Here is a 13,565-nt window from a genome sequence, read left to right on the forward strand (position 1 = left end):
TGACACCCCGGACCCGTTCAAGGGGCGCCCGGAAAGGCGTACGCTCACGCTGCCTCCCCGAAGGCCGAAAAAACCGGAAAAACAGGAAGCGGTACGGCAGATGGCGCATGGGCTGCGGCAACCGATCACCGGGCACCGGCCGCTGCTCGTCGAGCGCCATCGGGAGGTGCGCGCGCTGGAGACCGCGCTGGCGGGCCTGCGCGAGGCGGCCGACGCGGTGCCCGGGGCGCGGCACGGCGGACTGCTCGCCTTCCGCGGTCCGGCCGGGCTGGGCAAGACGGCGCTGATGGGCGAGGTCCGCGCCCGTGCCGCGGAGCACGGCTTCACGGTGCTCTCGGCCAAGGGCGGGGAGAACGAGCACGAGCTGGCGTTCCGGATGGTGCGCCAGCTCGTCCAGCCCGCGCTGGCGGCGATGGACGAGCCGCAGCGCCGGACGTTCCTCGGGAGCTGGTACGACATCGTCGCCACCGCGCTCGGTCTGGAGGCCTCGGACCCGTCCCCCGTCCCGGACCCGACCGGAGTGCGCGACGGACTCGACTGGGTCATGACCCGTCTCGCCGTGGTGAAGGCGCCCCTGGTCCTGCTCCTGGACGACCTGCACTGGGCCGATCTCGAGTCGCTGAGCTGGCTCACCTCGTTCGCGCCCCGGGCCGCCGGCCTCCCCCTGCTGATCGTCGTCGCCTACCGCCCGGACGAACTGCCGCCCGAGGCCTCCGGCTTCCGCGCCCTGGTCGAGGGCCACGGAAACCGCCCCCACACGCTCAAGCCGCTCACCACCGCCGGAGTGGCGCGGATCGTCAGGGAGCAGGTGGGAGAGGGTGCCGAGAACGCGTTCTGCGACGAATGCCGGGAGGTCACCAACGGCAGCCCGTTCGAGACCGTCGAACTCGCCATCCGGCTCGGCGAACGCGGTCTCAAGGGCACCCGGGACGACCTGCCCGCCATGCGGGACCTCGCCGCGGCCGTCAAGGGGCCGGGCCTCATCGACCAGTTGCACCAACTCGGCGTCACCACCGTCCACTTCGCGTGGGCCGCCGCCGTCCTGGGCACCTCCATCTCTCCCGACCTCGCGGCCACCATCGCCGTGGTCGGCATCGAGCAGGCCGCCGAGGCGACCGAGAGGCTGCGCGCCGCCCGGATCCTTGCCGCGGGTACCGGCCCCGGCGGCAGGCTGGAGTTCGTGCACCCGCTGACCGCCACGACGATCTACCGGTCCATCCCCCCGCATGTGCGCGTCGGTCTGCACAACGCGGCCGCCGATGCCGTCCGCGCGGCCGGGCACGGCCCCACGGCGGCCGCCCGGCACCTGCTGGAGGTGCCCTGCGACAACCGGCCCGAGGCGGTCGCGTGCCTGCGGGAGGGCGCCCGTGAGTATCTGCGGGCCGGGGCCCCGGAGGCGGCCCGGCGGCTGCTGCTGCGCGCGCTGCAGGAGCCGCCCCTGCCGGAGCAGCGCGCCGCTCTCCTGCACGAACTGGCCTGCTCGACCTTCCTGATCGAACCCACGGCCACGGTCAGCCACCTCCGGGAGGCGCTGGAGCAGCCGGGCGTCCATCCCGACCTGCGCGCCTCCATCGTCTACCGGCTGACCCAGGCCCTCGCGCACACCGACCGGATGGCCGAGGCCGCGACCGTGGCCGCCGAGGAGGCGCACCGCGCCCCCAACGGCCGTGTCCGGCTGCGGATGCAGGCCGACCACTTCGTGTGGAGCGCCTTCCGCACCGATGAGCCCGACTCGGCCGCCCGTTCGCGCCGCCTGGCACGGCTGGCGGAGCGGCTGACCGGCCGCAGTCTGGAGGAGCGGTACATCCTCGGCCTGCGGGCCTGGGACGCGCTGGTGCGCGGCGAGCCGCGGCGGACCGTGCTGTCCTGCGCCGAGGACGCCCTGCGAGGCGGTATGAGCTGGACCGACGAGAACCGGGGCTTCGAGGTGCCCGTCTCCGTCGCCCTCGCGTTCATGTACTGCGACCAGCCGCGGCGGGCCGAGGAGTTGTTCACCGCGGGCATCGCCGAATGCGAGAAGAAGGGCTGGCGCGGCTCGCACCTGGCCGTCGGGCAGACCCTCTTCGGTTACATCCGCTACCGCCGCGGAAGCCTGGCCGAAGCCGAGGAGCTGGTCCGGGCGGGACTGCGCACCGCCGACCGGGTGGAGGGCGCGGTGCCCGCCCAGTGGTTCGCGATCGGCGTCCTCGTCCAGACCCTGCTGGCCCGGGGGCGTGTCGGGGAGGCCCGTGAACTGGCCGACGCCTACCACTACGGGGACGTGGTCCCGAACGCCGTCATCTATCCCGACCCGCGCACGGTCTACGCCGAGCTGCTGCTGGCGGAGGGACGGCACCCCGAAGCGGCGCGGCTGCTGTCCGAGGTGGGTGACTGGCTGGACGCCCGGGCCTGGCGCAACCCGGCCTGGTGTCCATGGCAGTCGGACCTGGCGTCGGCGCTGGCGGCGACCGCGCCGGGCAGGGCGCTGAGCCTCGCCCAGGAGGCCGTCAAGCGTGCCCGGGACTTCGGGGCGGCCTCCGCGATCGGGGGCGCGCTGTGCACCCTGGCCGAGGTGACCGCCGGGCCGGCCGCACTCGACCTGTACGCGGAGTCCGTCGACCATCTGGAGCGCTCCCCCGCCGCCTACGATCTGGCCCGCGCCCTGGTCGGCCATGGCGCCGCGCTGTCCCGGAACGGCCGGCTGCAGGAGGCCGCCGACCGGCTCTACCAGGGGCTGGAGAGCGCCGTGCACTGCGGCGCCGAGGCGCTGGCCGGTCAGGCCCGGGAGGAACTCTCCGCCGCCGGACTGCGGCCGCTCCCGCTGCGCTACCCGCAGACGGACACGCTGACCGCTCAGGAACGCAGGGCCGCCGAGCTGGCGGCCCAGGGGCGACCGGTGGCGGCCGTGGCGCGGGAACTGCACCTCACCGGTCAGGGGGTGCGGCAGCTGCTCTCCTCCGTCTACCGCAAGGTCGGCACGGACGCCGTGGGCCTCGCCGAGGCACTGGAGACGTTTCCCCGCCCCAGGCAGTGAGGGGCGGGGCGGTCGCCGGAGGAACGCACTCACCGCGTTCTCCGCCCGCGCGACCGCCTCGGGCCCACCCCGGTGGTCCCGGCCCGGCAGTCGGGGGGCCGCCCCGGGCCCGCCGGTGCCCGCCCGTCGTCATCCCCCGTCCGCCGTCCCCCGTCCGCCCTGCGCCGTCCCCCGTCCGCCGTCCCCCGTCCGCCGTCCGCCGTCCGCCGTCCGCCGTCCGCCGTCCGCCGTCCATCGTCCGCCGCGCCTCCGCGAGGGGGCGGGGCCGGTTCAGGCGGCCTCGGCGCCGTCCCGTTCCGGCGCCTCCCGTTCCGTGCCGGGCCGGTGGATCGGGGTGTGCGTGCCCGTCAGCGGGACGCCCGTCCCTCCGCGCCGGACCGCGACGATCTCCGCCGCGATCGACAGGGCGGTCTCCTCGGGCGTGCGGGCGCCAAGGTCGAGGCCGATCGGGGATCTCAGCCGGGCCAGCTCGCGCTCGCTCAAGCCCGCCTCGCGCAGCCGCCGGTCGCGGTCCTCGTGGGTACGGCGCGACCCCATCGCGCCCACGAACGCGACGGGCATCCGCAGCGCCGTCTGCAGCAGCGGCACATCGAACTTGGCGTCGTGGGTGAGCACGCACAGCACGGTGCGTGCGTCGGTGGCGGTGCTCCGCAGGTAGCGGTGCGGCCAGTCGACCACGATCTCGTCGGCCTCGGGGAAGCGGGCGCGGGTGGCGAAGACGGGGCGGGCGTCGCACACGGTCACCCGGTACCCGAGGAACGTGCCCGCCCGTACGAGCGCCGCGGCGAAGTCGACCGCACCGAAGACGATCATGCGGGGCGCCGGCACGTTCGACTCGACGAGCAGGGTGAGCCCGCCGGGGCAGTGCGATCCGTCCTCCGCGAGCTCGACGGTGCCCGTGCGGCCGGAATCCAGCAGGACCCCGGCCTCGGCCGCCGCCGCCCGGTCGAGTTCAGCGACGCCGCCCAGCCCGCCGTCGAACGTGCCGTCGGGACGCACGAGGAGTGCCCCGCCGAGCAGGCCCGCGGGCCCGCGGACGACCCGGGCCACGGCTGCCGGCTCCCCCTGGGCGGCGGCCGACAGCGCCGCTCGGAGCACTTCCCGGACGGGCGCCTCCGTGCCGACCGGCGTGATCAGGACGTCGATGACCCCACCACAGGTCAGCCCGACGGCGAAGGCGTCCTCGTCGCTGTAGCCGAACCGCTCCACACGGGTCTCGCCGTCCTGGAGTGCCTCCACGCAGAGGTCGTACACCGCTCCTTCGACACAGCCGCCGGAGACCGAGCCGATGGCCGTGCCCTCGCCGTCGACGGCGAGGGCGGCACCGGGGCCACGCGGCGCGCTTCCGCCGACGGCCACCACGGTGGCGACGGCGAAGGCGCGGCCCTCCTCGGCCCAGCGGTACAGCTCCCCGGCGATGTCAAGCACGCGCCGCTCCCTGTCCGGCCGCCAGGACGCGGTCCGGCCGGATCGGCAGGTCGCGGTGCCGGACGCCGGTGGCGTGCCAGACCGCGTTGGCGATCGCCGCGGCGGCGCCCACGATGCCGATCTCCCCGATGCCCTTGATCCCCACCGGGTCGTCGGGATCAGGGTCGTCCACCCAGTCGGCCTCGACGAGCGGCACATCGGCGTGCGTGGCGACGTGATAGCCCGCGAGGTCGGCGCCGACATGTCCGCCGGAGGCGGAGTCGCGGACCGCTTCCTCGTGCAGGGCCATGGAGATGCCCCAGGTCATGCCGCCGACCAGCTGGTTGCGCGCGGTGAGCGGGTTGACGATGCGGCCCGCCGCGAAGACGCCGAGCATGCGGCGCACCCGCACCTCGCCGGTGGTGACGTCCACGGCGACCTCGGCGAACTGCGCGCCGAAGGAGTGCCGTTCCTTCTGTGCGAGGGCGCCGACGGCCGCGGAGGTGTCCGATCGGACGGTGATGCCCTCCGGGGGGATGTCGGCTCCCAGGTCGAGCCGCTCCCGCAGTTCCCCGGCCGCGGCCGTGACCGCCCAGGCCCAGGAGCGGGTGCCCATCGAACCGCCGGCGATCATGGCCGGTCCGAAGTCGCTGTCCCCGATGCGCACCCGGACCCGCTCCGGCGCCACCCGCAGCGCGTCGGCGGCGACCAGGGTGAGCGCGGTGCGTGCCCCGGTTCCGATGTCCGCCGCGGCGATCCGCACGGTGAAGTACCCGTCCGGCTCCGCGGTGAGGATGGCCGTGGACGGCGCGGCTCCGGCGGGGAAGGAGGCCGCCGCCGTACCGGTGCCGAGCAGCCAGCGGCCCTCCCGGCGCAGCCCGGGACGCGGGTCGCGCTCCGCCCAGCCGAACCGGCGGGCGCCCTCGTGGAAGCAGGCGCGCAGGTTGCGGCTGCCGAACGGCAGCCCGGACACGGGGCCCTTCTCGGGTTCGTTGAGCAGGCGCAGGTCGATCGGGTCGATCCCGCACCTCTCGGCCAGTTCGTCGAGCGCCGACTCCAGGGCGAACGACCCCGGTGCCTCGCCCGGCGCCCGCATCCAGGTCGGGGTCGGAACGTCGAGACGTACCACCCGGTTGGCCGTGTGGTGGGCGTCGGCGTCGTACATCGCCCGGGCCACCGCCGCGCTCGGCTCGACGAACTCGTGCACGGTCGAGGTGAGGCTGAGCGAGCGGTGTTCCAGCGCGCGCAGCCGTCCCTCGGCGTCGCAGCCGAGCCGGACGCGCTGGGTGGTGGGGCTGCGGTAACCGGCGAGGGAGAACATCTGGCGGCGGGTCAGGACGACGCGGACCGGCCGCTGCAGCACGGTCGCGGCCATCACGGCGGCCACCTGGTGGGCGCGGACCCCCTTGCTGCCGAAGCCGCCGCCGACGTGTTCGGACAGCACGCGCACGGCGGCGGGGTCGAGTGAGAACAGGTTGGCCAATTCACCCCGCACCCAGGTGGTGCCCTGGTTGGAGTCGACGACCTCGAGCCGGCCGCCGTCCCAGCGGGCCGTGGCCGCGTGCGGCTCCATCGGGTTGTGGTGCTCTTCGGGAGTGGTGTACTCGGCGTCCACGACGGCTGCGGACGCGGCGAGTTCGGTGTCGAGGTCCCCCTTGTCCGTCACCGCCGGCATGTGGCCGTCCGCCGGGTACGCGTCCGGACGACCGTCGGAGAAAGCCACGTCGTGCGGCTCGCTCTCGTAGTGCACGACGAGCGCCTCGGCGGCCTCCCGGGCCTGTTCGGACGTCTCGGCGACCACCAGGGCGACCGGCCAGCCCATGTGTGGCACCCGGTCGTGCTGGAAGACGGCGCAGGTGGGGTCCGGCCGGGATCCCAGCAGGCCGACGAAGTCGGTGTCGAGGCGCGGCGCGTTGCCGTGGTGCAGGACGGTGAGGACGCCGGGCATTGCGAGGACGGGCTCGTGTTCCACCGCGAGGATGCGGCCGCGGGCGACGGTGGACAGCACCAGCCAGCCGTGGGCGAGGTCGGCGAAGGGCACCTCGCCCGCGTACCGGGCGGCTCCGGTGACCTTGTCCCGGCCCTCCACTCGGGTGTGCGCGGTCCCCACGGCACCCTTCTCCGCCGAGGCCGGGGGGGTCGTGGCGGTGCTCATCGGCCGGTCTCCTCGCTGAGTCGGGCGTTGTCCTCGGCGAGTTCGGTCAGCACGGCCACGACGAGGTTGCGCATGAGTGTCACCTTGTATCCGTTGTGGGGCAGCGGCCTGGCCGCCGCGAGTTCGGCGTCCGCCGCGGCGGCGAAGGTCTCGGCGCAGGCCGGTGCGCCGGTCAGTACCCGCTCGGCCGTCCTGGCCCGCCACGGCCGGGAGGCGACCGCCCCGAAGGCCAGGCGCGCCTCGCGCACTTCGCCGTCGTGGACGTCGAGGGCGGCCGCGATCGAGCCGATGGCGAAGGCGTACGAGGCCCGTTCGCGCACCTTGCGGTAGCGGGAGCGGGCCGCGACCGGAGCGGGCGGCAGGGTCACGCCGGTGATCAGCGCTCCCGCCGGCAGGGCGGTCTCCCGGTGCGGGGTGTCGCCCACGGGCAGATAGAAGTCGGCCAGCGGCAGCTCACCCGGCCCTTCGGTCGTCTCGTACGACACGACCGCGTCGAACGCCGTCAGCGCCACGCCCATGTCCGAGGGGTGGACGGCCACACAGTGCTCGGAGGCCCCCAGGACGGCGTGGTTGTGGTGTTCGCCCTCGACGGCGGGGCAACCGCTGCCGGGAAGCCGCTTGTTGCAGGGCTTGGTGACGTCGGTAAAGTAGCCGCAGCGGGTGCGCTGGAGCAGATTTCCGCCGACGGTGGCCATGTTGCGCAACTGTCCGGAGGCGCCGGCCAGCACCGCCTGAGCCAGTGCGGGGTAGCGGCGGCGGACGTCGGGGTGCGCGGCGAGGTCGCTGTTGGTGACGGTCGCGCCGACGCGCAGGCCGCCGTCCGCGGTCGACTCGATCCCGTCCAGGGGGAGGTCACGGACGTCCACGAGCCGGGCGGGGCGCTCGACGCCGGTCTTCATCAGGTCGACCAGGTTGGTGCCGCCGCCGAGACAGCGCGCCTCCGGGTCGGCGCCGAGAAGCGCGACCGCGCCGGCCACGTCGGACGCCCTGGTGTAGCCGAACTCCCTCATGCCCCCGCCTCCGTGGAATCCGTGCTCCGTGCCCGCCCGCTGTCGTCCCCGGGGTGCGTCCTGTCCGTGTCGCCCCCGGTCCGCGCCTGGACGGCGGCCGCTCGGGCGACCGCCTGCACGATCGACATGTACGCGCCGCAGCGGCACAGGTTGCCGCTCATCCGCTCCCGGATCTCGTCGGCGGTGAGGGGTGGCGGCCCCGCCTCGGGCCGGACGTCGTCGGTGACCGCGCTCGGCCAGCCGGCCGCGTGTTCCTCGATCACCGCGACGGCCGAGCAGATCTGTCCCGGTGTGCAGTATCCGCACTGGTAGCCGTCGAGATCGAGGAACGCCTGCTGCACCGGGTGCAGCCGCTCGCCCGCTGCCACACCCTCGATGGTGGTGATCTCACGCCCCTCGGCCGCCACCGCGAACTGCAGGCAGGCCACGCTCCGGCGTCCGTCCAGCAGGACGGTGCAGGCCCCGCACTGTCCCTGGTCGCAGCCCTTCTTGGTGCCGGTCAGATCGAGCCGCTCACGGAGCGCGTCGAGCAGGGTGGTGCGGTGGTCGACGGACAGCGTGTACTTCTCGCCGTTGATGTTCAGGGTGACGTCGCTGGACGTCGGTGGGGCCATGATCAGCCTTCTTTCGCAGGTCCGGAGCACGTCGCGGGACCGTCCGGAGGTCCGTGCGTCCGCGGAGCCGCGGGGCCGGGCCCCCGGGGGCCGGTGCGTCCGGTGGTCTTCGGGTCCGTCCGCGGGTCCGGTACGGCAGACCCGTTTGGCGAACAGGGAGGTGGCGCTGTAGGGAGCGGTGGAGCTGGGCAGGCGTGCGGAATGCGGAGGCGGGAACGCCATGGCGGCGGCACCCGCCGGGTTACGTCGGCGGCCTCCACCGCTATGGTGGAGTCAAGTGGACAGCTGTCCGCTAGCAGGAAACCGTAGCGGACAACTGTCCGCTTAGCAAGGTCGGGTTCCGGACTCCAGACCCGGCGAGGAGGACGAGTGCAGCCGAAAAGGGACGCGAAGGATGCGCCGCTGCGCTCGGACGCGCAGCGCAACCGCGAGCGCATCCTGGAAGTGGCCCTCGCGGAACTGACCCGCTCCGCGGACACCCCGCTGAGCGTGATCGCCAAGAAGGCGGGCGTCGGCCAGGGCACGTTCTACCGGAACTTCCCGCACCGCGAGGCCCTCGTCCTGGAGATCTACCGGCACGAGATGCAGCAGGTCGCCGACAGCGCGGTCGAGCTGCTCGAAAGCCGGGAGCCGGACCAGGCCCTGCGGGAGTGGATGGACCACCTCGCCCGGTTCGCCATGGCCAAGGCCGGTCTGGCGGACGCGATCCGCCAGGCGACCAGCACGCCGGGAAGTCCCGCCAAACCCGGGCACACACCGGTCACCGCCGCGGTCGAACTCCTGCTTCGTGCCAACGAGGAGGCCGGCACGATACGTCCGGGGGTGACCCCGGAGGACTTCGTCCTCGCCATCGCCGGCCTCTGGCAGATGGACCCCCACAGCGACTGGCGGCCGCGCGCCGCCCGGCTCCTGGACCTCGTCATGGACGGTCTGCGGGCCGGGGCGCCCGGCCACTGACCCCGGTGCCGGCAGCGGCCGCGCCGACGCGGGACGCGGCTTCGGGCGCCGTGAGAACGGGCCCGCCCCGTCCTCCGGCTACGGCGCGGGGCGGCTTCAGGCCACACGTCCCATGCGGCGTACGAGTGAGCACTAGGGTTCACGTCGTCACATCGAGCGCGGGCAACAGGGGGCGGGCGACGAGATGGCCAGGACTGAGGCGCTTGTACTGGGCGGCGGCGGTGTCGGGGGCATCGCGTGGATCACCGGACTGCTGACCGGGCTGTCCGAGGTGGGCCGGGACGTCACGGGGGCCGACCTGATCGTGGGCACCTCCGCCGGCTCGACGGTCGCGGCGCAACTGGGCAGCGGGCTGGGCCTGGAGGAGCTGTACGCCCGCCAGGCCGACCCGGCTCTGCAGGCCGCCGAGATCATGGCGGAGATGGACCTGGAGGCTTTCGCCGCCGAGATCGGCGCGGCGCTGAGCAGTGCCGCCGACATCACGGAGATGCGGCGCGCGGTCGGGAAGTTCGCCCTCGGGACCGAGACCGTGCCCGAGAGGGAGCGCCTGGCGGTGATCGAGTCGCGGCTCCCCTCCCACGCATGGCCCGCGCGGGCGCTCAAGATCGTCACGGTGGACGCCGAGAGCGGTGAGCCGCGCGTGTTCGACCGCGCGTCGGACGTGAGCCTGGTCGACGCCGTCGCCGCCAGTTGCGCCGTCCCCGGCGTCTGGCCCCCGGTGACGATCGGCGACCGCCGGTACGTCGACGGCGGCGTCCGTTCCGTCGCCAACGCCGACTACGCGGCCGGCGCCTCACGCGTGCTGGTGATCGTGCCGATGGGCGCTTCCGAGCCGTTCCCGAGCGACCGTCCGCTGGAGCGGACCGTGGACGAACTGCGCGCCCAGGGCGCCGAGGTCGCTGTCGTCGAGCCGGACGAGGCGTCCAAGGACGCGATCGGCGCCAACGCGCTGGACCCGGCCACGCGCCGGCCGGCCGCCGAGGCGGGCCGCGCACAGGGCCACGCACTGACGATCGAGTGGCGCCCGGCCTGAGCCCCCTGGTGAGCGCAGCCGGCAGCCGGAGGTAATTCGGTGGCCGGCGCCCCACCGCACCCGGCAGAGTGGCCGACCGTGACGAGCAGTGAGCTGTGGAGCCGTGCGACCGCCGAACGCTACGACGCCGAGGAGGCCGGGATCTCCTCGGCCGCCGCACTCGGACCGATGCTCGACTTCCTCGCCGAACTCGCCGGTGAAGGACGGGCCCTGGAGTTCGCCATCGGAACCGGACGCGTGGGCGTCCCGCTCCGGGAACGCGGCGTTCCTGTCGTGGGCATCGAGTTGTCCGGCCCCATGGCGGCGGTTCTGCGCCGCAAGATCGACGAGGAGAGGCTCCCGGTCACCCTCGGAGACATGGCCACGACCGTCGTCCCCGGCGAGTTCACCCTGGTCTACCTCGTCTACAACACCATCACGAACCTGCTCACGCAGGACGAACAGGTCGAGTGCTTCCGCAACGCCGCACGCCACCTGGCGCCCGGAGGCCGGTTCGTCATCGAGCTGGGCGTGCCACCGCTGCGGTTCCTGCCGCCCGGGCAGGTCGCGGTGCCGTTCGACGTCTCCGAGCGGCATCTCGGCCTCGACACCTTCGATCTGGTGGAGCAGATCCTCGTCTCGCACCACCTCACCCTCGAGGGCGACGACGGCCGCTACCGCCGCGACGCCTCCCGGCACCGGTACGCGTGGCCGGCGGAGCTCGACCTGATGGCGCGGATCGCGGGACTGGAGCTGGAGCGGCGCGTCGCGGACTGGCAGCGGACGCCGTTCACCCAGGACTCCGCCCAGCACATTTCCGTGTGGCGCAAGCCGGTCTGAGGCCTGCCCCTCCCGACCGCGCTCGCCGAGCGGGCCGACCGAACACGTCTCATGCGCGAGCGGGTGCGCGATCGAGGGGAGGACGGGGCGAGCCGACGGGGGCCGGGGACGAACCCCCGGCCCCCGTCGGGAGCACCGTCGGCCGGCCGGCTCAGCCGTGCCTGTGGCTGTGTCGCTCAGACTCACGAGCCTTCGGGGACGCCGACGCGGTGGGCCGTCCGCAGCCGCTCCCGGGTGCGAGCTCCCGGACCGTGGAGCGGGCGACCCAGCCGTACCGGCCGGACCGGACGATCCTCACCTTCGCCTGCGTACCGCGGACGTCGAGGACCACGGCCTGCTCACCGGCGGCGAGCAACTGCCCCCCGATCCGGACCCGGCAGGTGGGGCCCGGCCCCACCAGGTGCACGGTGCCGCGCAGGTAGAAGTCGTCGACCCAGCCGTGGACCGACGCGTCCCCGACGGCGCGCACCTGGAGCCAGGTGCCCTCCGTCGAGACGACCCGGGCCAGGGTCCCGTCCTTCGCCTGGGCGACCGGCTCGCGATCCCCCGGATGCCCGTACAGCGCCACCCGCGCGGTCGCGACCAGGCCGTGGTCGTCGCGGCCGCTGATCAGCACCAGCCGACTCTCGTCCCCGCCCGGCGCCGTGGTGGCGCCGGCGGGTCCGGGGGTTCGGTCGGGCCGGCCGCCCGCGACCACGGTGGTGACCCCGACCACGGCCAGGGCGACGGTGAGGGCGCCGATAAGCGCGCCCCTGCCTCCCTTCATCACGGGCAGCTCGCCGGGTTGGGCGTGCCCTTGGTGACGTTGGCCGAGATGGTGTTGCACCACGCCCCGCCGTCACCGCTGCGGTGGAAGACCTTGTCGTACTGCGTCGAGCCGAGCGAGTACGAGTAGGTGTCGTAGACGGTCTCCACACCGCTCACGATCTTGAGGAACCGGACGGACTCGGAGCCGGTGTTGTTGAGGAAGCCGGAGGGGATGTCCATCACCCACCGCCCGCCGGCCGGGATGGTCGTACCCGCCGGGATCTGCTTCGGCGCCCCGCCGCCGGCGGCGACGTCGTCGATGTAGTAGCCGCTGACGTCCACGGCGCTCGCGGTGGGGTTGTAGAGCTCCACCCACTCGGTCCCCGTACCCGACGGCGCCATCAGGAACTCGTTGACCCGCACCTTGGTGGGGTCGCCGGTGCCGCCACCGCCACCGCTGGTCGTGGTGGTGTACGACCGGCTGCCCGCGTCGTAGTCGACGGTGAACTGCGCTCCGCTTCCGGACGTGGCGAGGTGCACGGTGCCGTTGTGGTTGTACGTGCCGGAGTAGTCGATCGCCGTTCCGTCCGTGTCCGTGGTGTCGCAGGGGTTGTTGGCGAGGTAGATGTCCGCCCCCACGGCGCGGAAGGCGTTGAGCGTGCGGTTGCCCGGGTGGCCGTAGGAGTTCGCACCGCAGGAGATGAAACCGACCTGAGGATGCGTCGAGTTGACGTAGGCGTCGGACGAGGAGTGACTCGAGCCGTGGTGGTTGGCCCGCAGCGCGTTCACCGTGCCCATCTTCTGGCCGAGCAGCTGCTCGATGTTGTTGTACGTGTAGCCGTTGGCGCTGGTGGCGTACTCGCCGTCGCTGTCACCGGCGGTCGCGTACGCGAACGGGCCGAAGGTGGTGCGCAGGCCGATCGAGTAGTCGTTCTCGCTCGGCGGGGTGGGGTCCGCGTCGTGGTCGCCGCTGACCGGGGTCACACCGTCGGCCTGCTTGACGTCCTTGCCGTTCGCCTCGACGACGTTCGAGGTCACGCCGGTGCCGAGGTCGATCGACGGCCACGGGTTGTCGTTGGTGATCCGCAGCACCTTGCCCTCGATGTCGGCGCGGTCGGCCTGTCCCGCCGGACCGTACAGCCAGCAGATCCACCGCTTCGACGTCAGCGAGGTGGTCCCCACGTTGTGCCAGGCGGTCTCGGTGCTCGGCGCGGTCGAGGTGCCGACGTCGCAGTCCTTGTCGCCGTTGCTGTCGGTCCACACACCGCCGTCGTGGTCGAGCAGCTGACCGACCGTGAAGCCGAATCCGCCGGAGGAGGTCGGAGTCAGCAGCTGGTAGAGGCCGTTGCCGTAGGCCGTGGTGTCGTTCGGATTGCCGGCGTATCCGATGTGGTCGAGGTGATGGTGGGAGGCCATCACGTAGTCCAGGTGCACCGGCCCGGAGGCGATGCCGCATATGGAGCGTATCTGGGCGGCGACACGGGTCGCGTTCGTGCTGGTGCCGGTCGAGTTGAACGCCGTCTCGCCGAGGTCGATGAGAAGGGTGCGGCCGGTCGGTCCGACGACGAGCTGGGAGTCGCCCTGCTCGACGTCGAACCAGTAGACGTTGAACTCACCCTGGCGCCACGTGCCGTTGGTCGAACAGTGCGGCGCGTCCGCCACCGCGGCGTGTGCGGCGGGAGGACTGACGAAGAGCGAGGTGAAGGTGAGCATCACCCCTGCGATCAGCAGGAGGAGCAGACGGGAACGGCGCACGTGGCCTCCGGGAACACTGGATCCATGGACGCAGTGGCCCGCGCCCGGCTGAGGA

10 protein-coding genes are annotated in these 13,565 nt (G+C 73.4%); 4 read left to right on the forward strand and 6 right to left on the reverse strand.

All coding sequences use genetic code 11. The features are described from left to right. Positions 1 to 100 precede the first annotated feature (100 nt). Positions 101 to 3,013 carry an ATP-binding protein gene (locus ACF1A5_RS15065; protein ID WP_392193280.1) on the forward strand — a complete coding sequence of 971 codons (2,913 nt, stop codon included), beginning with the start codon at positions 101 to 103 and terminating at the stop codon, positions 3,011 to 3,013. 270 nt (positions 3,014 to 3,283) lie between these two features. On the opposite strand, the gene ACF1A5_RS15070 is transcribed toward ACF1A5_RS15065, so the two are convergent. From ACF1A5_RS15070 to ACF1A5_RS15085, 4 genes are read right to left on the reverse strand one after another with little or no spacing between them, the layout of a single operon-like run. Further along, positions 3,284 to 4,441, reverse strand: coding sequence for an XdhC family protein (locus ACF1A5_RS15070; RefSeq protein WP_392193281.1), 1,158 nt, complete (start codon positions 4,439 to 4,441; stop codon positions 3,284 to 3,286). Beyond that, entirely contained in the window at positions 4,434 to 6,575 is a 2,142-nt protein-coding gene (locus ACF1A5_RS15075; RefSeq protein WP_392193282.1) for a xanthine dehydrogenase family protein molybdopterin-binding subunit, read from the reverse strand. Before ACF1A5_RS15075 ends, ACF1A5_RS15070 begins: the two co-directional genes overlap by 8 nt. Further along, the gene (locus ACF1A5_RS15080; protein ID WP_392193283.1) at positions 6,572 to 7,585 is read right to left on the reverse strand and encodes an FAD binding domain-containing protein; all 1,014 of its coding nucleotides are present in this window, start codon (positions 7,583 to 7,585) and stop codon (positions 6,572 to 6,574) included. The genes ACF1A5_RS15075 and ACF1A5_RS15080 overlap by 4 nt, the downstream gene beginning before the upstream one ends. Then, positions 7,582 to 8,199: a 2Fe-2S iron-sulfur cluster-binding protein gene (locus tag ACF1A5_RS15085; RefSeq protein WP_392193284.1), complete on the reverse strand. Its 618-nt coding sequence runs from the start codon at positions 8,197 to 8,199 to the stop codon at positions 7,582 to 7,584. The genes ACF1A5_RS15080 and ACF1A5_RS15085 overlap by 4 nt, the downstream gene beginning before the upstream one ends. Positions 8,200 to 8,568: 369 nt before the next feature. On the opposite strand from ACF1A5_RS15085, the gene ACF1A5_RS15090 reads away from it, so the two are divergent. The 3 genes from ACF1A5_RS15090 to ACF1A5_RS15100 all read left to right on the forward strand — a co-directional run bounded on the left by ACF1A5_RS15090 (position 8,569) and on the right by ACF1A5_RS15100 (position 11,008). Beyond that, positions 8,569 to 9,156 carry a TetR/AcrR family transcriptional regulator gene (locus tag ACF1A5_RS15090; RefSeq protein ID WP_392193285.1) on the forward strand — a complete coding sequence of 196 codons (588 nt, stop codon included), beginning with the start codon at positions 8,569 to 8,571 and terminating at the stop codon, positions 9,154 to 9,156. Between the two features lie 184 nt (positions 9,157 to 9,340). Beyond that, entirely contained in the window at positions 9,341 to 10,189 is an 849-nt protein-coding gene (locus ACF1A5_RS15095; protein WP_392193286.1) for a patatin-like phospholipase family protein, read from the forward strand. Positions 10,190 to 10,267: 78 nt separating this feature from the next. Further along, entirely contained in the window at positions 10,268 to 11,008 is a 741-nt protein-coding gene (locus tag ACF1A5_RS15100) for a class I SAM-dependent DNA methyltransferase (protein ID WP_392193287.1), read from the forward strand. Between the two features lie 151 nt (positions 11,009 to 11,159). Here the strand turns inward: ACF1A5_RS15100 and ACF1A5_RS15105 are convergent, their stop codons facing one another. Further along, positions 11,160 to 11,774, reverse strand: coding sequence for an SH3 domain-containing protein (locus ACF1A5_RS15105; RefSeq protein ID WP_392193288.1), 615 nt, complete (start codon positions 11,772 to 11,774; stop codon positions 11,160 to 11,162). Beyond that, complete coding sequence (locus ACF1A5_RS15110) at positions 11,774 to 13,510, reverse strand: lamin tail domain-containing protein (RefSeq protein ID WP_392193289.1); 1,737 nt, start codon at positions 13,508 to 13,510, stop codon at positions 11,774 to 11,776. Before ACF1A5_RS15110 ends, ACF1A5_RS15105 begins: the two co-directional genes overlap by 1 nt. Between the last annotated feature and the right edge of the window lie 55 nt (positions 13,511 to 13,565).

Origin of the sequence: Streptomyces sp. NPDC014864, from assembly GCF_043081525.1 — a bacterium.
GTDB lineage: Bacteria > Actinomycetota > Actinomycetes > Streptomycetales > Streptomycetaceae > Streptomyces.

Coding starts and splice junctions, on each gene's coding strand:
- ACF1A5_RS15065 (WP_392193280.1), top strand. CDS start 101: ATGGCGCATGGGCTGCGGCAACCGATCACCGGGCACCGGCCGCTGCTC.
- ACF1A5_RS15075 (WP_392193282.1), bottom strand. CDS start 6,575: ATGAGCACCGCCACGACCCCCCCGGCCTCGGCGGAGAAGGGTGCCGTG.
- ACF1A5_RS15080 (WP_392193283.1), bottom strand. CDS start 7,585: ATGAGGGAGTTCGGCTACACCAGGGCGTCCGACGTGGCCGGCGCGGTC.
- ACF1A5_RS15085 (WP_392193284.1), bottom strand. CDS start 8,199: ATGGCCCCACCGACGTCCAGCGACGTCACCCTGAACATCAACGGCGAG.
- ACF1A5_RS15095 (WP_392193286.1), top strand. CDS start 9,341: ATGGCCAGGACTGAGGCGCTTGTACTGGGCGGCGGCGGTGTCGGGGGC.
- ACF1A5_RS15105 (WP_392193288.1), bottom strand. CDS start 11,774: ATGAAGGGAGGCAGGGGCGCGCTTATCGGCGCCCTCACCGTCGCCCTG.